The organism is Streptomyces xanthii (assembly GCF_014621695.1).
Classification (GTDB): Bacteria; Actinomycetota; Actinomycetes; order Streptomycetales; family Streptomycetaceae; genus Streptomyces; species Streptomyces xanthii.
Map to the genome: position 1 here is coordinate 1,446,632 of NZ_CP061281.1, position 20,231 is coordinate 1,466,862.

Genomic DNA, 20,231 nt, shown 5'->3' on the forward strand with positions numbered 1-20,231 from the left:
GCCGCCGCGCGAGGTTCAGGCGGCGGCCCCGGCCGCTATGACAGGCACCGGTCAGGACAGGTCGGACGCGCTCTTGCGGCGCATCGCGTACAGTCCGGCCGCGGCGACACCGAGGACCGCCAGGCCGCCGGCCGTGACACCCGGGTTCGCGAGCCCGCCGCCACCGGTGTGCATGCCGCCGGTCGGCTTCTCGTGGTCGGAGCCGCCCCAGGACTCGTTGCCGCTGTCGTTCTTGTACGTCTCGGGGTCGTACTTCTCCTTGTCCTTGGTCCAGTCGTCGGGCTTGTCCGCCGTCAGCGCGCCGCCGCCGGTGTGCATCCCGCCGCTCGGCTTGCCGTGCTCCTCGCCGCCGCCCCAGTCCTTGCGCTCGTCGCCGCCGGAGTCGGAGCCGCCCTTCTCCTTGTCCTTCTGCCAGTCGTCACCCTGGACCGCCGTCAGCGCGCCGCCGCCGGTGTGCATCCCGCCGTGCGGCTTGCCGTGGTCGCTGTCCTTGTCGTGCTCCTTGCTGTAGGAAGAGTCGTCGTTGTTGTTCCAGTCGCCCCCGGAGGCGGCGAAGGCGCCGGGCGCGGCGATGGCGAGCGCGGCCGTGGCCGTCGCGGTGGCGAGGAGAATGCGGGCAGAACGCATCGTCGGTTTCCTTCCGCCGTGGCCAGGCCGCTGACCTCATGTCAGCTGTGTGACCAGCCCCGGCGTGATCACCGTCGGCCAGTCCCGACCCGCGCACCACTCGAGCCGTCCGCCCGGATCACCCTGCCGGGGCCTTGCGCCGGATCCCGGCCCTGGCCCGGCCCGGCCCAGCCACCCGCCCTGAGCAGGCATTTAACGGCGTGTGAGAAGTCGTACGCACTCTGCGGCGCGTCGCGCTGGACAACCCGATCGGCGGCGACACGACTGCCCACGGCCCGTCCCCCGAACGCCCGGCCCGGCATCCCGTTCGCTGACGGTCCGTCCGGGGGGGGGAGGCCGAGGAGGGGGACACGGAGGGGGCCGGGGAGGGAGCGCGGCTCCATCCGCCTTGAGGGCGGGTCAACTGTGCGCGGACCGTGGCCACTTGGTCCGGAGCGGGCTCCGTCAGGCGTAGTGGTCCTCGGCGCCGACCAGGACCGGGGTGACATGGCGCGGCAGGCTGGTGGAGACCCGCCCCTCCCCCGGCCGCCACAGCTCGACCGCCGTCACGACGGCCCCCTCCTCGGCGAGCGCCTGGACGCCGAGCCGCAGCGGGCCCACGCCGTGCGGCGGGTCGAGCACGAGGTCCGGCGGTCCTACTTCTCCTGCCCGGTGAGAAGCGTGGTGATCTCGCGGGCGAGGTCCTCGCCGAGTTCGCCCCAGCCGTCCTTGTAGCCGTAGACGCTCGCGAGGGTGCGGGCGTCGTAGTCGCCGTTCATGATCTCGATGTCGGTGGCGGTGATGAGCGCCGGGTGGGCGACGCCGACGGCGCCCGAGACCTTCAGGAGTTCCTTGCGCAGGGTGCGCAGGTAGACGGCGGCCCGGGTGGACTTCGAGGCGGGGTCGACGCCGCGCACCAGCCAGGGGTCCTGGGTGGCGATGCCGGTGGGGCACTTGTCGGTGTGGCACTTCTGGGCCTGGATGCAGCCGATGGACAGCATCGCCTCGCGCCCTACGTTGATCATGTCGACGCCGAGGGCGAAGGCGACGGCGGCGTTCTCGGGCAGGCCGAGCTTGCCGGAGCCGATGAAGGTGACGGAGTCGGTCAGGCCACGCTCGGCGAAGGTGCTGTAGACGCGGGAGAAGCCCATGCGGAAGGGCAGCGACACCGAGTCGGTGAAGATGAGCGGGGCGGCGCCGGTGCCGCCCTCGCCGCCGTCGATCGTGACGAAGTCGACGCCGCGGTCGCCGCGCGACATCAGCGTGGCGAGCTCCTGCCAGAAGTCCATCTCGCCGACCGCGCTCTTGATGCCGACCGGCAGACCGGTCGCGTCCGCGATCCGCTCCACGAAGTCGAGCATCGAGTCGACGTCGTGGAACGCGGTGTGCCGGGAGGGGGACGCGCAGTCCTTGCCGGCCGGGATACCGCGTATGGCCGCGATCTCGGGGGTGACCTTCGCGCCGGGGAGCATGCCGCCCAGGCCCGGCTTGGCGCCCTGCGACAGCTTGATCTCGATGGCCTTGACGGGCGCTCCGGCGACGACCTCCTTGAGCTTGTCGAGGTCGAACATGCCGTTCTCGTCGCGGCAGCCGAAGTACGAGGTGCCGATCTGGAGGATCAGGTCGCCGCCGTTGCGGTGGTACGGGGACAGGCCGCCCTCGCCCGTGTTCTGCATCGTGCCGGCGAGCGCCGCGCCCTTGTTGAGCGCGGTGATGGCGGCGCCGGAGAGCGAGCCGAAACTCATCGCGGAGATGTTCACGACGCTCGCGGGACGGAACGCCTTGGCACGGCCGCGCGGGCCGCCCAGGACCTTGGCCGAGGGCAGCGGGGCCTGCGGGTCGTGCAGATCGGGCAGCGGCCCGGCGAACGTGCGCTGCTTCACGTACGCGTGCCCCTGGATGTGCTCGACGTCGACGTCGGTGCCGAAGCCGAAGTAGTTGTTCTCCTCCTTCGCCGACGCGTAGATCCAGGTGCGCTGGTCGCGGCTGAAGGGGCGCTCCTCCTCGTTGGAGGTCACGACGTACTGCCGCAGCTCGGGGCCGATCGTCTCCAGCAGGTACCGGGCGTGCCCGATGACGGGGAAGTTCCTCAGCAGCGCGTGCTTCTTCTGGACGAGGTCCCGGGCCGCCACCAGGGCCACTGCCGTGACCGCCGCCGCACCGATACTCCGAGCACGCATGAAAGGTTCCTCTCCTGGACTGACGTCGTGGCCCCCGCGGGCGATCGTAGAGGCCACATGCTGAGACGCTGCGCGAGGGGCGATGGTTCAGGCGCGCCGGGCCCCGGGCTCAGCCCGACCCGGGCTCGCCCCAGCCGAGCGGATGCGGCGGTCCGGCCGCGTCGTCGGCGAGCGGCACCGGAGGTTCGCCGACCGCCTCGTTGAACGCGGTCAGCGCGTCGATGAGCGCGGCACGCCGCTCGGGGGCCAGGCGCTGGACGATCGCCGCGATCTCCCGGCGGCGGCGCGCGGTGACGTCCTCGACCGTGCGCCGGCCCTCGTCGGTGAGCTGGAGGATGGTCTCGCGGCGGTTGTCCGGGTTGATCCGGCGGTCGGCTAGCCCGGCCGCGATGAGCCGGTCGACCATGCGCATGGCGGTCGACGGCGCGACCCCCAACAGGTCGGCGAGCGCGACGAGTTTGGTCGCACCGCGCGTCGACAGGACGACCAGCATGCGGAACTGAGGGAGCGTCACCCCGTCCTCGACCTCGGCGAGGGAACGGGCGGAGAGCGCGACGAGCACCCGCGACGCCGTCAGCACGGCGCGTGTCACGGCGTCCACGTCGTCGAGCCCGGCTCCGGCCAGCGCCGGACCGGCGCCCCGCTCCGGGCCGGCCTCGGCCGCGCGCTCCGGGCGTCCGGGGTGCTCCGGGCTGGGGTCGTGCTCCGCCGGAGCCGGTTTCCTGGGCATGGGACCTTTCTATCCTGCGTCGCCGGCCGGCCGGGGGTCCGGGCCCGCGTCCCGGTGGCGCAGGAGGAGCATCGCCGCGTCGTCGTGGAGGGGGCCCGCGGTGTGGCGGACGAGATCGGTGCGCAGTTCCTCCAGGGCGGCCTCCGGGTCGGCCGCCTTGAGCAGTTCCGTGCGCTCGTCCAGGGGATAGAAGCGGCCCGCCGCGTCACGGGCCTCGCTCACCCCGTCCGTGTAGAGCAGGATCTGGTCGCCGGGCTCGAACGCGACGCGGAACGGCTCCGGTTCGTCCCCGCCGTGCACGCCGAGGCCGAGCGGCAGCGCGAACCGGGGCGGCTCCGGGAACAGGGGCCTGCCGTCGGCGCGCACCACCATCGGCGCCGGATGACCGAAGTTCAGGAACGTCACCTCGCGGCCCTCCCCGGTCACCTCCGCGAGCAGCGCGGTGACGAACTTCTCGCCGTGCAGCTCGCGGTCCACCGCCCGGCGCAGCCGCCGGCTGAGCCCGTCGAGGTCCGGGTCGTCGTGCGCGGCCTCGCGGAACGCGGCGAGGATCAGCGCCGCCGTCTCCACCGCTTCGAGTCCCTTGCCCTGGACGTCGCCGATGAGGACCCGGGTGCCGCCGGGCGCGGCCACGACCTCGTACAGGTCGCCGCCGATGCGGGCCTGCGCCACGGCCGAGGTGTACGACACGGCGACGCGCAGCGGGCCCGCGACCCGGGGCACGGGCCGCAGCAGCACCCGCTGGGCGACCTCCGCGATGGAGCGGACGCTCGCCAGCTCGGCGTCGCGGCGCTCGCGCAGCACCGCCGCGACGAGTCCGGCCGCGGTCACTCCGGCGACGCAGACCAGGGCGATGGAGATGCGGCGACGGCCCAACTGGCCGTCGTACAGGGCCAGGAGCAGGCACATGAGGCCGGCGAGCGAGCCGATCCACGCGGTGCGCCAGCGGGTGCCGACGAGTCCGGCGAAGGCGGGGCCGAGCGAGAGCAGCGGCAGCATGCCGAAGCCGGGCGGGGTCAGCAGTTCGGCCGCGGTGGCCAGGCCCATCACGCCGTAGGGCAGCGCGAAGAGCACACGGGACCCGCCGGCCCGCTCAGCCTTCTCGGTCATGTCGCTTCCGGTCATCGGTGTCCCCCTGTGTTCCGCCCTGCGTCCCTCGCTGCCACTCCCCCGGCGTCCGGCCCTCCGGCTGCCCCTGCGTCTTCCGGTGCGTCTTCCTGTGCGTCTCAGCTTGCGCGGTCGACGCCGTCAGCCGGAAGGACCGTACGACGGCGAGCGCGGACATCAGTGCGACGCCCAGAGCCAGGGCGGCCAGCCGCAGGGCGGTCGCCCGACGCTCGTGCGGCTGGGCGGAGCCGCGCAGCGGGGCGCGGCCCCGCGGGTCGTACACGATCGTGAGGTCGTCGCCGGGTCCGGTGGCGGCGGTGCAGCCGCGCCAGATCCGGGTGCCGGGCGGGGCGTGCGGCGACTCAGGTACCAGTTCGCAGAAGGAACGGCGGTGGCCGGGCACCCGCTCCACGGAGGCCACCTTGGCCTGCTCGACGCGGCCGCGCTCGGCGAGCGCGAGGCCGGCGGCGGCCTGCGGCACGGTCAGCGTCAGGCACACGCCGAGCACGGCGACGATGCCGACGAGGGCGCGCCCGGCGCGCAGGACGGCGAGGTACACGACGAGGGCGGCGACCACCATGAGACCGGCCTCGCCGCGGGCGAGGACCGGCGGGCCCGCCCACATGCCGACCGCGCCCGCCGCCGTGACGGCCCCGGTGCCCGCGGCCCCGACCGCGAGGCCGTGCGCGAGCAGGCCGGGGCCGGGCGGACCGACGAACTCCGCGGGGCCCCACAGGGCCGCGCGCATCCGGTCCGCGAGGCAGGGCTCGCGCGCCGGGCGGGCCCGGCCGGACCCCCGCTGACTCGCTGCCACCGCCGTGCCCTCCGGCCGTCCTCACTGTTCCAAAAAGTTCGGCTTTAGCCTATGCAAAGGTCGGCGTGGGGCCCGCGCGGCTCGGGGTCCGTTACCCGATCGAGTCCGGGGTCGGCCGGCCGCGGCCGCCGGCGGCCCGGGACCGGCAGGCGGCGAGGGCGTCGGCGCGGGTGGCGTGCAGGCCGCCGCTCACGCGTCCCGCGCCGGCGGCGAGCAGGGCGCGGCGCACGGCGGTGCCGGCGACCACGGCGAGGACGGCGCCGGCGGCCCCGAGCCGCAGGGCGGCCTCGGCGAAGCGCAGGGCGCCGTCGGAGCGCACCGCGTCGACCGCCGCGAGGTCCACGACGAAGTGCCGCCGGCCGATCCGGGTCATCCGCAGCAGGGGCTCGCACAGCCGCTCCGCCCGGTCGGCGTCGAACTCGCCCGCGACGTCGACGACGAGGACGCCGCCGTCCTCCCAGTGCGCGCTGTCAGCCGGTCGCGGTGGCACCACGCTTCCCCCTCGGTCCCGGGGCCGACGTCCGGTCGCGGGCCCACCTCTGCGCGCCTGCCCATCCCGGGGCGTCCCACACCGCACGCGCCGGGTCAGGGCAGCCGCTGCCCCGGCTCGGCGACCAGGCGGACGAACGGGATGCCGCGTCCCGCGCGCCGGTAGGCCGCCGCGCTGCCGTCGACCTCGAAGCCCATGAAGGCGCACAGCCTGCGGGCGGTGCGCGGGTGGCGCGGCGCGTACTCGGCCATGATCTCGGCGCCCTCGCGCTCGGTCAGGAAGCGGGCGGTGACCGCGTAGCGGCGGTTGCCGACCTGGACGACGGTCCGCGGTTCTGCGCGCAGGTTCCGGTACCAGTCGGCGCGGGGCCCGAACCCGGAGGCGAGGATCCAGCTGCGGCGGGCCGGGTCGTACGCGACGACCTCGAGCACCACCGTGCGGTCGAGGCCCGACACGCGCCCCTTGTGGTGCAGCAGGAGCAGGCGCCCGCCGAACAGGGGGCCGAGTCCGACGCGGAAGAGACCGACGGGCAGCCGGGCGAGGCGGCGGCGGAGGCCGCGCGGCAGCGCGGGCCGGCGCCGCTCCGGGTCCCACCCGGCTCCGTCCCGGTCCCCGCCCGCCGTCATCGCGCGCCGGTCAGGGGTGGGTCGTCGAGACGACGAAGACCATCGGGTGGTCGGGGTTCGACCGGTTCACGACCACGCTGAGCGTGGGCGCGGGGTTCTTCTGGTCGTGCGTGAGGCCGTACCAGGGGCCGGGACCGGTGAAGTCCCAGCCGGCGACGTGCCGGTCGCGGGCGCCGATCGCCTCGTCGTCCCGCTTCAGCTTCGACGGGTCGGAGCCGACGTTGCGCAGGAACGTGTCGAGTCCCGTGTTGCTCGTGAGGAACTGCGCGTACAGGCGGCTGACCTTGTAGTTGTTCGTCTCGTAGTACGCGACGTTGCGCGAGTACGCCGGTACGGGTATCTCGTACAGGCGGCGCTGCACCCGGGACGGCCAGCCGACGGTGAGGCCCGTCGCGGAGTACTTCTCCTCCTTGTCCTTGCCGCTGTCCCGGCTCTGGTTCGCCGAGATCACCAGGTAGCCGGCGGGGATGCCGATGAGCAGCACGATGGTCAGGAGGGTGAGGGCGCGGCGGCGGATCACATGGCCGCGGGCCTCCGCCTCGCGCGGCGGCTCCGCGTCGGGGTCCGGGGACGGGCGGGACGTGGTCATCGCTGGGGTTCCTGTCACTTCACTACGGTCTCGGTCGGCCGGCCGGTCAGCCCTGGTCGGCGCCGGTGCGGGCCTGGGAGTAACGCTCGTATCGCTCGTAGCGTTCCACGCGGCGGCGCTTGGCGCGGCGGAAGCGGCGGGCGACGAGCCGGGCCAGGTCGGCGGCGCCGACCATGCCGGCCTCGGGGCCGAGCTGGGCGCGGGCGATGCGGGCCTCGGGGCGGTAGCCGCGGCCGGTCAGCTGGCGCTTGAACGCGTCGCGGGCCGGACCGATCAGCAGGTCGTCGGCCGCGGAGACGCCGCCGCCGATGACGAAGCAGGACGGATCGAGGGCCGCGGCGAGGTTGGCGATGCCGACGCCGAGCCACTGGCCGATGTCCTGGAGCAGCTCGACGCACATGGCGTCGCCCTCACGGGCCAGCTCGGTGATGAGCGGGCCCGTGATGTCCGGGACGTTGCCCTTGACCCGCTCGATGATGTTGTACGCGACCGGGGAGTCGGCGGCGGCCAGCTCGCGGGCCTCCCTGACCAGCGCGTTGCCCGAGCTGTACTGCTCCCAGCAGCCACGGTTGCCGCACGGGCAGCGGTGCCCGCCGGGGACGACCTGCATGTGGCCGAACTCACCGGCGACGCCGAACTTGCCGCGCTTGACCTGGCCGTCCTCCAGGATCGCGCCGCCGATGCCCGTACCGAGCGTGATCATCACGAGGTGGTCCTCGCCGCGCCCGGCGCCGAAGCGCCACTCCGCCCAGGCGGCGGTGTTCGCGTCGTTGTCGACGAGCACGGGGACCGAGAGGCGGCCGGAGAGACGGTCACGCAGGGGTTCGTTGCGCCAGGACAGGTGCGGGGCGAACAGGACGCGGTTGCGGTCCGCGTCGACCCAGCCCGCGGCGCCGATGCCCACCGCGTGCACGTCGTGGCGGTCGGACAGGTCCAGGACGAGCTCGACGATGGTGTCCTCGACGACCTTCGGGCTCTTCGACTTGTCCGGGGTCTCGGTGCGCAGCGTCTCCAGGATGGTGCCGTCGGCGTCGACGACGCCGGCCATCACCTTGGTGCCGCCGATGTCGATGCCGACCGTGGGGACGCGGGGGGCGGTCAGGTGCGAGCGTCGTTCCCTCGTGCCGACCGTTCGCAGGACGGTCGCGCGGGCGCTGCCACGGTAGGTACTCATTGCCGCGATTCTGCCACGCGGGGCGCCCTCTTTCGCGGGACGCCCACGGCCCGGGGGGCGTCGCCGCCGTGTCGCGGCCGCGGGCCGGTGGGGCTTCTCGCGCAGTTCCCCGCGCCCCTGAAATGCATGCCCTTCGGGCGCATTTCCCCGATCAAGGCGCACGGCGCCTTTCATCGGGGGAAGGCGCGGCGAAGCCGCAGCCTTCCAGGGGCGCGGGGAACTGCGCGACCAGCCCCCACCGGAGCCGCGGCCGAGATCCCGCCTCCGCCCAGGGCGGCTACGCGGCGTCCGGTCCCCCGAGGTGCCGTGGAGCCGGAGCCCGCTCCAGTTCGTGACGGAGATCATCCAGTTCGCTGCCCCCGGCCATCTGCCGGGTCAGCTCGTCCAGCGAGATCTCGTCCCGCGCATGACTGCCGAACATCGCCCCGCGCTTGAGCAGGATGAAGTGATCGCCGACCAGATACGCGTGGTGCGGGTTGTGCGTGATGAGCACCACGCCGAGCCCCGCGTCCCGCGCCGCCGCCACGTACTTGAGGACGACCCCGGACTGCTTCACGCCGAGCGCCGCGGTCGGCTCGTCGAGCACGAGCACCTTCGCGCCGAAGTAGACGGCCCGGGCGATGGCGACGCACTGCCGCTCGCCGCCGGACAGCGTGCCGATCGGCTGGTCCACGTCGCGCAGGTCGATCCCCATGCGGAGCAGCTCCGCGTGGGTGGTGCGGCGCATGAAGTCGACGTCGAGCCGCTTGAACGGCCCGCTCCCCTTCGTCGGCTCGGAGCCGAGGAAGAAGTTCCGCCACACCGGCATCAGGGGTACGACGGCCAGGTCCTGGTAGACCGTGGCGATGCCCCGGTTGAGCGCGTCGCGCGGATTGGCGAGCTTCGTCTCCTCGCCCTCGACGGCGAACGAGCCGGCGTCGTGCTGGTGCAGCCCCGCGATGATCTTGATGAGGGTGGACTTGCCCGCGCCGTTGTCACCGAGGACACAGGTGATGTCCCCCGCGTTCACGGTGAGCGAGACGTCCTCCAGCGCCCGGATGTTGCCGTAGTACTTGCTGACCCCGGCCAGCTCGACCAGCGGCACGTTCGGCTGCTCGCTGTTCTTCTCGCTCACTTGATCGCCTCCGCGCGCTTGCGGACCCACGCGTTGAGCAGGGTCGCGAGGAGCAGCATCGCTCCGAGGAAGAACTTGAACCAGTCCGAGTTCCACTCGGCGAACACGATGCCCTTGCTGGTCATGCCGAAGATCAGCGCGCCGATGGCGGCGCCGACCGCCGAGCCGTATCCGCCGGTGATGAGGCAGCCGCCGATGACGGCCGCGACGATGTAGATCAGCTCGTTTCCGACGCCCTCGCCGGACTGGACGACGTCGAACGAGAACAGCAGGTGCTGGCCGGAGATCCAGGCGCCGAACGCGACGCCCATGTAGAGGCCGATCTTGGTCTTGTTGACCGGGACGCCGACCGCGCGGGCCGCGTCCACGTCACCGCCGACCGCGAAGATCCAGTTGCCGACCCGGGTGCGCAGGAGCAGCCAGGTGGCCACGAGGACGAGGGCCAGCCACCACAGGATGGTGATCTTGAAGTCGACGCCGCCGATGGTGAACGTGGAGGCGAAGACGTCCTTGGCGGATTCGAAGCCCTCCATGTCGGAGATCGACTTGGTGGAGACGGTGCCGCTGATGAGCTTGGTGAAGCCCAGGTTCATGCCGGTCAGCATCAGGAAGGTGCCGAGCGTGATGATGAAGCTGGGCAGTTTCGTCCGGGTCAGCATGAAGCCGTTGAACGCGCCGATGGCGAGCGTGACCAGGAGCGAGACGCCGACGCCGACCCAGGTGTTGGCCGTCATCTGATAGCTGAACATCGACGAGACCAGCGCGGACGAGGTCACGAGGACACCGGCCGACAGGTCGAACTCGCCGCCGATCATGAGCAGCGCCACCGGTACGGCCATGATGCCGAGGGTCGAGGACGCGTAGAGGACGGTCGCGAGGCTGGAGGCTCGCAGGAAGCTGTCGGCGAAGACCGAGAAGAAGACGAAGACCGCGATGGCGCCGACGACGGAGCCGAGCTCGGGCCGCCCCATCAGTTTCTTCAGCGGCGAGGTCTTGATCAGGCGTTCGTCGAGTCGCTCCGCGGGCTCGCGCCCGGGCTGCTTCTCGGGAACCGTGGTGGTCATCGTGTCCCCCGCTTCGCGAATTCCTCCAGCTCGGCGGCCTGATCCTTGGTCACGATCTGCGGGCCGGTGAGGACCGGCCGGCCGCCGCCGAGCACATTGGCGTTGTACCGGTAGAGCCAGAGCAGGTCGACGGCCTCGTACCCCTGGAGATAGGGCTGCTGGTCGACGGCGAAGCCGAGGTCGCCGCTCCTCAGGCCCTGGGCGACCTTCTCGTTGAGGTCGAAGGTGTCGATCTCGGCCTTGCTGCCCGCGTCCTGCTTGGCCTTGACGGCGGTGGCGGCGAACGGGGCGCCGAGCGTGACGACCGAGTCGATCGACTTGTCGGACTGCAGCTTGGCCTCGATGGCGGACTGCACGTCGGGCATGTTCGTGCCCTCGACGTAGAGGTTCGCCATCTTGCCGTCGAAGGTGGACTTGGCGCCCGCGCAGCGCTGCTCGTGGCCGACGTTGCCCTGCTCGTGCAGGACGCACAGGGCCTTCTTGCGACCGCGCTCGTTCAGCTCCTCGCCGACGGCCTCGCCCGCGATCGTCTCGTCCTGCCCGATATGGGTGAGGGCGCCGAACTTCTTGGACTCGGCCGAGCCGGAGTTCACCGTGATGACGGGGATGCCGGCCTTGCGGGCACGGGCGACGGCCGCCTTCATCGCGTCGGGCTTTGCGAGTGTGACGATGATGCCGTCGACTTTCTTGTCGACGGCGGCGTCCACGAGCTGCGCCTGCTGCTGGGCCTCGTCGTTGTGCGAGTAGACGAAGTTGATGTTGTCCTTGCGCGCGGCCTCCTCGGCCCCGCTCTGGACGATGTCCCAGAAGGTGTCGCCATCGCCCGAATGGGTGATCATGGCGAAGGTCCAGCGCGGGGTGCTCACCGCCGCCTTGCCCCGCGCGGCACTGGCCTTGCGGGCGTCCTCCGCCCGCTTGCCGCCGGTGCTGCTGCATCCCGCCAGCGAGAGGCCGAGCGCCCCCGCTACGGCGATGCTCACCCAGGTCCGAAACCGTGCCACGAGGCCGTGCCCTTCTTGGTCTGCTGCGTCGTTCACCGGGACCGGCGCGCGGCCCGTCCCAGCGGACCGTTCACCGGTCCCCGGGGACCGCTTCGCGGTCCCAAACGCACAAGTATGGGTCACGGGGATCATGCATCCGTTCACCGGGTACCGCGCGCGGTGTACTTCTCCAGGCGCGGTACGTCCTTCCCGGTGACGAGCGCGGGGCCGGTGAGGACGGGCTTGCCGCCGCCCAGCACGTTGGCGTTGGTCCTGTAGAGCCACAGTTCGTCGACGGCGAGATAGCCCTGGAGGTAGGGCTGCTGGTCGACGGCGAAGCCGACCTCCTTCGCCTTGAGGCGGCGCACCACCTCGGCGTTCAGGTCGAAGGTCGCGATCTCCGCCTTGCTGTCCGCGTCGTCCTTGGCCTTGACGGCGAGCGCGGCGATCGGGGCGCCGAGCGCGACGACGGCGTCGATCGACGGGTCGGCCTGGAGTTTGGCCTCGATGGAGGACTGGGAGCTGGGTGCGTTCGTGCCGTCCACGTTCAGGTTCTCGACCTTGCCGTCGAAGGTCTTCTTGACGCCGGCGCAGCGCTGCTCCAGCGAGACGTTGCCCTGCTCGTGGATGACGCAGAGGACCTTCTTGCGGCCCTCCTTGCCGAGCTGGGTGCCGACGGCCTCGCCGGCGACGCTCTCGTCCTGGCCGATGTGGCTGAGCGCGCCGAACTTCGCGGAGAACTCGGAGCCCGAGTTGATCGACACGACCGGGATGCCCGCCTGCTCCGCCTTCTTGAGGACGGCCTCCATGGCCTCGGGCTTGGCGAGCGTGACGACGATCCCGTCGACCTTCTTGTCGATCGCGGCCTGGACCAGCTCGGCCTGCCCCTTGGCCTCCTTGTCGTTGGAGTAGAGGAAGTCGACGTTGTCCTTCGCGGCGGCCTGCTTCGCGCCCTTCTGCACGATGTCCCAGAAGGTGTCGCCCTCGCCGGAGTGCGTGATCATCGCGATCTTGAGGCGCGGGGTGTCGACGGCCCTGCCGCCCTGTGCGCCCTCGCTCTTGTCCTCGGAGTCCTTGCCGCCCGAGCCGCTGCATCCGGCGGCGAGCGCGATCACCGCGACGAGGGCCGCGGCCGTACGGGCCGTACGCGTCGTGAGCATGGTCGAGCCACCTCTCCTCCGCCGCCCCGTGCGGCTGGAGGATTTTGTAGCGGGGGCCGCGCGGCGCGGTCAATGGAATTGTCAGAACATTCGGACCCCGCGGGCTCGGGCCCGGGGGCCTCAGGGCCGGACGAGGAGCTGGAACTCGAAGGAGTAGCGGGAGGCGCGGTACACGTGGGCGCCGAACTCGACGGCGCGGCCGGTGGCGTCGAAGGTGGTGCGCCGCATGGTGAGCAGCGGCGCGCCCTCCGCCTCGCCGAGGTGTCCGGCCTCGGCGGGGGTGGCGGCGCGCGCCCCGACGGACTGGCGGGCGCTGTGCAGGGTGAGGCCGGCGGAGCGCATCAGCCGGTACAGGCCGGTGGCCTCCAGGCGGGAGTCCTCCAGGGAGAGGAGTCCGGTGGGCAGGTGGTTGCACAGGTACGCGACGGGCTCGCCGTGGGCCAGGCGCAGCCGCTCCACGCGGTGCACCGGCTCGCCCTCGGCCAGTCCGAGTTCGGCGGCGACCTCGGCGGTGGCGGGTACGAGGATGTTGGTGTGGACGCGGGTCTCGGGGCGCTGGCCGGCGGCGGCGAGGTCGTCGTAGAGGCTGCTGAGTTCGAGGGGGCGGCGGACCTGGCTGTGCACGACCTGGGTGCCGACGCCGCGGCGGCGCACGAGAAGGCCCTTGTCGACGAGGGCCTGAATGGCCTGGCGGACGGTGGGCCGGGACAGGCCGAGCCGGCCCGCGAGGTCGATCTCGTTGCCGAGCAGGCTGCCCGGGCTGAGCGCGCCGCGCTCGATCGCCGCCTCCAGCTGCTGGGACAGCTGGAAGTAGAGCGGCACCGGGCTGCTGCGGTCGACGCCGAGCTCCAGGGTGCCGGTCGGATCGGCTACGGGTTTGGCCACGCGGGCGAGGTTAGCGGCGGGAACGGTTGACGGGAAGTCCGGTTGTCCGGACAAAACGGCCGGGAGGCGGCGGGGCCGGGCGGACGGGTGTTTGTCAGGACAAAGGATTGACAGGTTCCCGGCGGGGCGGCACGTTGAGTCCCATGCGCATCGGACTGATCGGAACGGGCCGCATCGGCACCTTTCACGCGGGGGTTCTGGAGCGTGAGGTGGGTTCGCTCGTCGTCACCGACGCCGAGCCCGGGCGGGCTCAGGCGCTCGCCGAGCGGATCGGCGCGACGGCCGCGCCGAGCGTCGACGAGATCTTCAAGTGGGGCGTGGACGCGCTGGTGATCACCGCCGCGACGGCCGCGCACGCGGAGCTGATCGGGCGGGCGGCGCGGGCCGGTCTCCCCGTCTTCTGCGAGAAGCCCATCGCCCTCGACCTGCCGGGGACGCTGGCCGCGCTGCGGGAGGTCGAGGCGGCGGGCACCGTGCTGCAGCTCGGGTTCCAGCGGCGCTTCGACGCCGGGTACACGGCGGCGCGGGCCGCCGTGCGCGAGGGAAAGCTCGGCCGGGTGCACACCGTGCGCGCGATGACCTCGGACCCGGCGCCGCCGCCGGCCGCGTACCTGCCGCTGTCGGGCGGGCTGTACCGGGACTGCCTGGTGCACGACTTCGACGCGCTGCGCTGGGTGACCGGGCGGGAGATCGTCGAGGTGTACGCGACGGGGTCCGACGCGGGGCCGCCCATGTTCCGCGAGGCCGGGGACGTGGACACGGCGGCGGTCGTCCTGACCCTGGACGACGGGACGCTGGCGACGGCCACGGCGACGCGGTGCAACGGCGCGGGGTACGACGTGCGCATGGAGCTGTCGGGCGAGCGGGACACGGTCGTCGTCGGCCTCGACGACCGCACGCCGATCGCCTCCACGGAGCCGGAGGGGCCGCGGGCCGCGCCCAAGCCGTGGCCCGGGTTCCTGGAGCGGTTCGCCCCGGCGTACGAGGCCGAGCTCAAGGCGTTCGTGTCCGTGGCCCAGGGCGAGCGGGACAATCCCTGCGACGGGTGGGAGGCGCTGGCCGCTCTGCGGGTCGCCGAGGCCTGCGAGCTGTCCCGCGCGGAGCGCAGGGTTGTCCGCCTGTCCGAGATCCCCGGCACCTGATCGCCGCTCCCGCCCGGGTGGGGTGCCGGGTCGTCGCACGGCTGCGGGCCGGCGTGTGCGGGCTCGTACGCGGCTGCGGGCCGGTAGGTGCGGGCTCGTGCGCGGTCGCGGGCCGGTAGGTGCGGGCTCGTGCGCGGTCGCGGGCCGGTGGGGCTTCTCGCGCAGTTCCCCGCGCCCCTGAAATGCGAGCCCTTCGGGCGCATTTCCCCGATCAAGGTGCGGGGTGCCTGTCATCGGGGGAAGGCGCGGCGAAGCCGCTGCCTTCCAGGGGCGCGGGGAACTGCGCGATCAGCCCCCACCCACCCGCACCCGGCGACGACCCGGCACCCGCCGAGCTGGAAGCCGAAGCCGCCCCCTACCAGCGGACGCGCAGCTCGCGCACCCCCCGCATCAGCATGCCCGGCAGCCACTGACCAGGAACCTCGTCCAGGCGGAGCCCCGGGCACCGCTCGAGCAGCCCCCGAAGCACGACCCGCCCCTCCAGCCGAGCCAGCGGAGCGCCCAGGCAGTAGTGGATCCCGTGCCCGAACGCGAGATGCCCGCGCGCGTCCCGCCGGATGTCGAAGTCGTCCGGCGCGGGGAACCGCTCCGGGTCCCGCCCACCCGTCCCGACCCCGATGAGCACCGGCTGCCCCTCCGGGATCACCGTCCCGCCGATCTCGACGGGCGCCGCGGAGAAGCGGTACGTGGAGGTCTCGACCGGCCCGTCGTAGCGCAGCATCTCCTCCACCGCCCCGTCGAGCAGCGACATGTCGGCCCGCAGCGCGGCGAGCTGCTCGGGGTGGTCGAGCAGCGCCCGTACGCCGTTCCCGATCAGGTTCACCGTCGTCTCGTGGCCCGCGATCAGCAGCAGGAAGGCCATGCCGCGCAGCTCGGTGGGCGACAGCCGGTCGCCGTCCTCCGCGGTGGTGCGGATGAGGGCGCCGAGCAGGTCGTCGGCGGGGGCGGAGCACCGTTTGTCCTCGATCAACGCGTCGAAGAACTCGATGAGTTCGAGCATCAGGCTGCCGTCGGGCGCCGCGGTCGGCGCCACGACCTCGGTCGACATGCGCCGGAACCGGTCGCGGTCGATGTCGGGCACGCCGAGCAGCTCGCAGATGACGGCGAACGGGAGCGGGAAGGCGAGCGCCTCGATGAGGTCGGCGGAGCCGAGCGGCACCATCGCGTCGAGCAGCTCGTCGGTGATCTTCTGGATGCGCGGGGCGAGCGCCTCCACCCGGCGCGGGGTGAACTCGCGGGTCACGAGGGCTCGCAGCCGGCCGTGCTCGGGCGGGTCGGCGACCAGAAGGTGGCGGCCGATCGGGTCCATCTCCCGTACGCCGGGCGTGGTCTTGACGAGGCTCGGGTGGGTGAACGCGGCGCGGGAGGCCTCGTGCCCGACGACGAGCCACAGGTCCTGACGGGGCTCGGGGCCCGGAACGCGTACGTGGTGGACGGGTCCGAGCTTCCGCAGCCGCTCGTAGGTGGGGTACGGGTCGGCCCAGAACGCCTCGGCTCCGCCCGCGTACTCCTCCAGGTCCACCGGTCCTCGTGCTGAGCCCATGTGCCGTGGCCTCCCTCTCCCCGCCTGTCCGGTCGTCCCTGGTCCAACTCCCCCGGCGCGCCGAGGGTTCCCGAACGGCTGCGCGGAGGTGGTGAATTGAGCGCGGTCAGGGCGCGTCGAGCAGGTCCGCGTCGTGGACGAGCAGGGCGATCTGCACCCGGTTGTTGAGGTCCAGCTTCGTCATGACGCGGGAGACGTGGGTCTTGACGGTGGCGACGCTCATGTAGAGGGTCGCGGCGATCTCCGCGTTGGACTTGCCGCGGCCCACTTCGAGGGCGACGTCGCGCTCGCGCTCGGCGAGCAGGGCCACGCGCGCGCGGGCGCGCGCGGAGCGGTTCTCGCGCTCGGTCGCGGCGGCGTGGGTCATCAACTGCCGTGTGACGGCCGGGGAGAGGACGGGGTCGCCGGCCGCGACGCTGCGCACCGCGCCGAGGATCTCGGCCGGTGTGGCGTCCTTGAGGACGAATCCGGCCGCGCCCGCGCGCAGGGCCCGCAGGACCTGTTCGTCGGCGTGGAAGGTGGTGAGGACGACGACCTCGGGGGCGTCGGGCGCCGCGCGCAGCCGTTCCGTGGCGGTGAGCCCGTCCATGACCGGCATCCGGATGTCCATGAGGACGACGTCGGGCCGCGCCGTGGCGGCGAGTTCGACGGCCTGTGCCCCGTCGGAGGCCTCTCCGACGATCTCGACGTCGTCGGCACCGCCCAGCATGAGTCTGAGGCCGGAGCGGACGAGGGCGTCGTCGTCGACGAGCAGCAGTCGGGTCGGGTTCATGTCCCCACCGTAGTCATGTGGTCGTCACCGGGGTCATCAAGATCAGGGGCAGGGACGGCGTGCGGCGCCCCGTCGCCGTGGCCGGGTGTCATCAGGGCCACGGGAGCCAGGCCTTCACCGCGAAGCCTCCGTCGGGGGCCGGGCCGTGGTCGAGGCGGCCGCCCGCGAGCGTGGCGCGTTCGGTGAGTCCGATCAGGCCCTGTCCGGAGCCGGGGACGTGCGGGACCGGGCCGGGTGGCGGCGGGTTGGTGACGGTGACGGTGAGCCCGTCGCCGGGGGCGCCGTCGACGGTGACGGTGACCTCGGCGCCGGGGGCGTGCTTGCGGGCGTTGGTCAGGCCCTCCTGGGCGATGCGGTAGGCGGTGCGTCCGACGGAGGCGGGGGCGGCCGCCGGTTCGCGGACCCGGTTGTCGAGGCCGACCTTCATCCCGGCCTCGCGGGACTCGGCGACGAGCCCGTCGAGCGCGGCGAGGGTGGGCTGGGGGCGTCCCGGTTCGTCGCCCTGGTCGCCGGCCCGCAGCACGCCGATGATCTCGCGCAGGTCCTGCAGCGCCTCGTGCGCGCTCTCCCGGATGACTCCGGCGGCGCGGGCGATCTCCGCGCGGGGAGCGTCGGGCCGGAACTCGAGGGCGCCCGCGTGCACGCTGAGCAGGGTGAGCCGGTGGGCGAGGACGTCGTGCATCTCGCGGGCGATGGCCTCCCGGGCCAGGCGCTGGGCCTGTTCGGCGCGGAGCCCGGCCTCGGTCTCGGCACGCCGGGCCCGCTCGCGCAGCGACAGCAGGAGCTGGCGCCGGGACCGGACGAACATGCCCCAGCCGACCACCGTGATCAGCAGGACGACGGTGAACGCGACGGACACCCCGTACGAGGTCCCGGCCTCGGGCCGCCACCAGTAGAAGAGCGGCATGAGGGCCGCCGAGACGCCCGCGACCCAGGCGGCGTCGCGGAACGGGCGGTGCACGGCCACCGTGAAGACCGAGATCAGGACGGCGCCGCCCGCGGTGTTGGAGAGGAACCCGGCCGGGATCATCGCGACCGCGTAGCCGAGCGGCCAGCGCCGCCGCAGCCACACACCGGCGCAGGCGAGGGCGCCGACGGCCTGGTCGAGGAGGGCGACGGCGCGCGGCAGGTCCGGGTCGTCCTAGACCTCCTGGGAGAAGGTCAGCCCGAGGAAGACGGCGATGAGGAAGCAGCCGAAGTCGACGGTCCAGTCACGGGCGGTGCGCCGGCGGCGGCCCGGCCTCCCCTCGGGGTCGAGGTCGAGCTCGTCGGCGGCCGGGGGCAGCCGGCGCCAGGGCGGCCGCGGGCGGTCCGCGGTCGTCGGGGCGGCGCTCTGCCGGGGTGTCTCCATGGTCGACAAATCTACGCACGGCAGACGGCCGGGGCCGTCTCCTGCGCCCGGCGCGCGACCGAAGTCGCACGGAGAACGACTTCGGTCGCGCGCGCACCGCCGGGGAGGCGACCTTTGGGGCGTGCGCCTCGCCCCGCGGCCGATGCGGGTGGGGGGTCCGCGGGGCGAGGGTCCTGGGTATGGACGACACGGAGAAGAAGCGGGTGCGGCACGCCCTGGAGGCCGTCGGCGGAATCATGATGATGCAGGGCGTCGTGGGCCTGATCCACGCGTTCACCGGTCGGCTGACCTGGGGCCTGATCCGGCATCTCGGCTTTCTCGACGGCCGCGAGGTGTACGGCAGCATCACGCTGATCGTGCTGGCGGTCGCCGTGCTCGCGGCCGCCGAGAGCCGGCTCGGTCCGCGCCCGGACCCCGAGGACCCGGACCGCGAGGACCCGGACCCTGAGGGCCCGGGTCCGAAGGGCTCGGGTCCGAAGGGCTCGGATCAGCAGGCGTAGTCGACCAGGTCGAACGTCGCGTAGTGGTCGGCGGTGTAGTAGTCCTCCTGGCTGCGCTCGCCGGTCACGATGCGGCGGGCGCCGCGGGTGTCGGAGCCCGGGGTGATGACCGTGTACTCGTGGTAGTAGCCGGTGGTCTGCTGGGGCAGGACGCCCTCGCGGTTCTGGAAGACGGTGCCGTCCTGCTCGTACGGGTACGGGCCGCCCTGCTCGATGAGGTCCAGGGTGTCGTGCGCCTGCGAGGGCAGGGCCGAGTAGCAGATGTCGCCGACGGCGGCGGTGGACAGGACGGACGCGGAGACCGGGGCCGGGGCGGCCTCGGCGGCGACGGTGGCGGGGCCGCCGAGGAAGAGGGCGGCTGCGATCGCGGCGACGCTGATGAAGCGTGGGGGAATCTTCATGCCTTCAGTGTGACGCGCGTAGAGGAGCCGTCAACACCAACTGCGCCTTGTTTTCCAGGAGTTAACCCGTCGCGCTGACGCCCCGTGAGGCCGCGCCGCCTCGGCGTCCGATTGCCGCCAGCTTCCGTAGCCGCGGCCGACTGGAATGGCGGGACAGGAAGGCGACGAGCCGACGACAAGCCCTGGAGGCGGACATGAACGGCAAGGTGGCTCTGGTGACCGGCGGCGGCCGCGGGATCGGCGCGGCGACGGCGCTGCGGCTGGCCCGCGACGGTTTCGACGTGGCGGTCACGTACGTACGGGACAAGGACGCGGCCCAGGAGGTGGTGCGCGGGATCGAGGCGGCGGGGCGGCGCGGGGTCGCGGTGCGGGCCGACTCGGCGGACGCGGCCGAGGCGGCCGGGGCGGTGCGGACGACGGCGGACCGGCTGGGCGGGCTCGACGTACTGGTCAACAATGTGGGCGTCGGGGTGCTCGGCCCGCTCGACGGGCTCACGCTCGCGGACGTGGACCGGGTCCTCGCGGTCAACGTGCGGGGCGTCTTCCTCGCCTCGCAGGCCGCGGCGGGCGTCCTGGGCGAGGGCGGCCGGATCGTCACGATCGGCACGTGCATGACCCAGCGGGTGCCGGGCCCCGGCGGCACGCTGTACGCGATGAGCAAGGCGGCGCTGACGGGTCTGACGAAGGCGCTGGCCCGGGAGCTGGGCGGGCGCGGGATCACGGCGAACATCGTGCATCCGGGGCCGATCGACACGGACATGAACCCGGCCGGCGGCCCGTTCGCGGCGGGCCAGGCGCAGATGACGGCGCTCGGCCGGTTCGGCACGGCCGACGAGGTCGCGCGGACGGTCGCCCATCTGGCGGGCCCGGGCGGGAGTTACGTGACGGGCGCCGAGTTCGCGGTCGACGGCGGGCACGCCGCGTAGCGCGCGGCGCGGGACACGAAGACGCGGGGCGCACCGGTGCTGTCAGGCCGGTGCGCCCCGCAGGTCCCGTACGGGAC

The 20,231-nt window shown here is 73.1% G+C and carries 21 protein-coding genes and 1 pseudogene; 3 read left to right on the forward strand and 19 right to left on the reverse strand.

Going from position 1 to position 20,231, the window contains the following annotated elements; all coding sequences use genetic code 11:
* Positions 1-51: 51 nt before the first annotated feature.
* From IAG42_RS06710 to IAG42_RS06780, 15 genes are all read right to left on the reverse strand, one after another.
* Positions 52-627 carry an HIG1 domain-containing protein gene (locus IAG42_RS06710; RefSeq protein ID WP_188336107.1) on the reverse strand — a complete coding sequence of 192 codons (576 nt, stop codon included), beginning with the start codon at positions 625-627 and terminating at the stop codon, positions 52-54.
* Positions 628-1,071: 444 nt separating this feature from the next.
* On the reverse strand, positions 1,072-1,248 hold the full coding sequence (locus IAG42_RS06715) for a hypothetical protein (protein ID WP_188336108.1): 177 nt from the start codon (positions 1,246-1,248) through the stop codon (positions 1,072-1,074).
* Between the two features lie 14 nt (positions 1,249-1,262).
* A complete protein-coding gene (locus IAG42_RS06720) occupies positions 1,263-2,786 on the reverse strand; it encodes an FMN-binding glutamate synthase family protein (RefSeq protein WP_188336109.1) in 1,524 nt (507 codons plus the stop codon).
* Between the two features lie 109 nt (positions 2,787-2,895).
* Positions 2,896-3,516 (reverse strand): MarR family winged helix-turn-helix transcriptional regulator, encoded by a 621-nt coding sequence (locus tag IAG42_RS06725; protein ID WP_188336110.1) that lies wholly within the window; start codon positions 3,514-3,516, stop codon positions 2,896-2,898.
* 9 nt (positions 3,517-3,525) lie between these two features.
* Positions 3,526-4,626: a PP2C family protein-serine/threonine phosphatase gene (locus IAG42_RS06730; RefSeq protein ID WP_188336111.1), complete on the reverse strand. Its 1,101-nt coding sequence runs from the start codon at positions 4,624-4,626 to the stop codon at positions 3,526-3,528.
* Positions 4,610-5,437 (reverse strand): hypothetical protein, encoded by an 828-nt coding sequence (locus tag IAG42_RS06735; protein ID WP_188336112.1) that lies wholly within the window; start codon positions 5,435-5,437, stop codon positions 4,610-4,612. The genes IAG42_RS06730 and IAG42_RS06735 overlap by 17 nt, the downstream gene beginning before the upstream one ends.
* 91 nt (positions 5,438-5,528) lie before the next feature.
* Complete coding sequence (locus IAG42_RS06740; protein WP_188336113.1) at positions 5,529-5,930, reverse strand: STAS domain-containing protein; 402 nt, start codon at positions 5,928-5,930, stop codon at positions 5,529-5,531.
* Positions 5,931-6,022: 92 nt separating this feature from the next.
* Positions 6,023-6,553 (reverse strand): nitroreductase family deazaflavin-dependent oxidoreductase, encoded by a 531-nt coding sequence (locus tag IAG42_RS06745; protein WP_188336114.1) that lies wholly within the window; start codon positions 6,551-6,553, stop codon positions 6,023-6,025.
* Between the two features lie 10 nt (positions 6,554-6,563).
* Positions 6,564-7,142, reverse strand: a complete 579-nt coding sequence (locus IAG42_RS06750; protein ID WP_188336115.1) for a sugar kinase — start codon at positions 7,140-7,142, stop codon at positions 6,564-6,566.
* Positions 7,143-7,188: 46 nt separating this feature from the next.
* The gene (locus IAG42_RS06755) at positions 7,189-8,316 is read right to left on the reverse strand and encodes an ROK family glucokinase (RefSeq protein WP_188336116.1); all 1,128 of its coding nucleotides are present in this window, start codon (positions 8,314-8,316) and stop codon (positions 7,189-7,191) included.
* A 277-nt stretch (positions 8,317-8,593) separates the two neighbouring features.
* Entirely contained in the window at positions 8,594-9,430 is an 837-nt protein-coding gene (locus tag IAG42_RS06760; protein WP_188336117.1) for an ATP-binding cassette domain-containing protein, read from the reverse strand.
* On the reverse strand, positions 9,427-10,494 hold the full coding sequence (locus IAG42_RS06765) for an ABC transporter permease (protein WP_188336118.1): 1,068 nt from the start codon (positions 10,492-10,494) through the stop codon (positions 9,427-9,429). Before IAG42_RS06765 ends, IAG42_RS06760 begins: the two co-directional genes overlap by 4 nt.
* Positions 10,491-11,495: a sugar ABC transporter substrate-binding protein gene (locus IAG42_RS06770; protein ID WP_188336119.1), complete on the reverse strand. Its 1,005-nt coding sequence runs from the start codon at positions 11,493-11,495 to the stop codon at positions 10,491-10,493. Before IAG42_RS06770 ends, IAG42_RS06765 begins: the two co-directional genes overlap by 4 nt.
* A 140-nt stretch (positions 11,496-11,635) precedes the next feature.
* The gene (locus IAG42_RS06775; RefSeq protein ID WP_188336120.1) at positions 11,636-12,634 is read right to left on the reverse strand and encodes a sugar ABC transporter substrate-binding protein; all 999 of its coding nucleotides are present in this window, start codon (positions 12,632-12,634) and stop codon (positions 11,636-11,638) included.
* A 120-nt stretch (positions 12,635-12,754) separates the two neighbouring features.
* A complete protein-coding gene (locus IAG42_RS06780) occupies positions 12,755-13,519 on the reverse strand; it encodes a GntR family transcriptional regulator (RefSeq protein WP_188336121.1) in 765 nt (254 codons plus the stop codon).
* Between the two features lie 143 nt (positions 13,520-13,662).
* On the opposite strand from IAG42_RS06780, the gene IAG42_RS06785 reads away from it, so the two are divergent.
* Complete coding sequence (locus IAG42_RS06785; protein ID WP_188336122.1) at positions 13,663-14,661, forward strand: Gfo/Idh/MocA family protein; 999 nt, start codon at positions 13,663-13,665, stop codon at positions 14,659-14,661.
* Between the two features lie 355 nt (positions 14,662-15,016).
* On the opposite strand, the gene IAG42_RS06790 is transcribed toward IAG42_RS06785, so the two are convergent.
* The 3 genes and pseudogenes from IAG42_RS06790 to IAG42_RS06800 form a co-directional block, all read right to left on the reverse strand.
* Positions 15,017-16,204 (reverse strand): cytochrome P450 family protein, encoded by a 1,188-nt coding sequence (locus IAG42_RS06790; protein WP_188336123.1) that lies wholly within the window; start codon positions 16,202-16,204, stop codon positions 15,017-15,019.
* Positions 16,205-16,310: 106 nt separating this feature from the next.
* Complete coding sequence (locus IAG42_RS06795) at positions 16,311-16,976, reverse strand: response regulator (protein WP_188336124.1); 666 nt, start codon at positions 16,974-16,976, stop codon at positions 16,311-16,313.
* A gap of 91 nt (positions 16,977-17,067) precedes the next feature.
* Positions 17,068-18,327, reverse strand: a pseudogene (locus IAG42_RS06800) (sensor histidine kinase).
* 179 nt (positions 18,328-18,506) lie between these two features.
* Here IAG42_RS06800 and IAG42_RS38440 point away from each other — a divergent pair.
* A complete protein-coding gene (locus IAG42_RS38440) occupies positions 18,507-18,827 on the forward strand; it encodes a hypothetical protein (RefSeq protein WP_317453297.1) in 321 nt (106 codons plus the stop codon).
* Here IAG42_RS38440 and IAG42_RS06810 read toward each other — a convergent pair.
* Complete coding sequence (locus tag IAG42_RS06810; RefSeq protein ID WP_188336125.1) at positions 18,815-19,228, reverse strand: ribonuclease; 414 nt, start codon at positions 19,226-19,228, stop codon at positions 18,815-18,817. The genes IAG42_RS38440 and IAG42_RS06810 overlap by 13 nt on opposite strands.
* A gap of 194 nt (positions 19,229-19,422) precedes the next feature.
* On the opposite strand from IAG42_RS06810, the gene IAG42_RS06815 reads away from it, so the two are divergent.
* Entirely contained in the window at positions 19,423-20,154 is a 732-nt protein-coding gene (locus IAG42_RS06815; protein WP_188336126.1) for an SDR family oxidoreductase, read from the forward strand.
* The last annotated feature ends 77 nt before the right edge of the window (positions 20,155-20,231 follow it).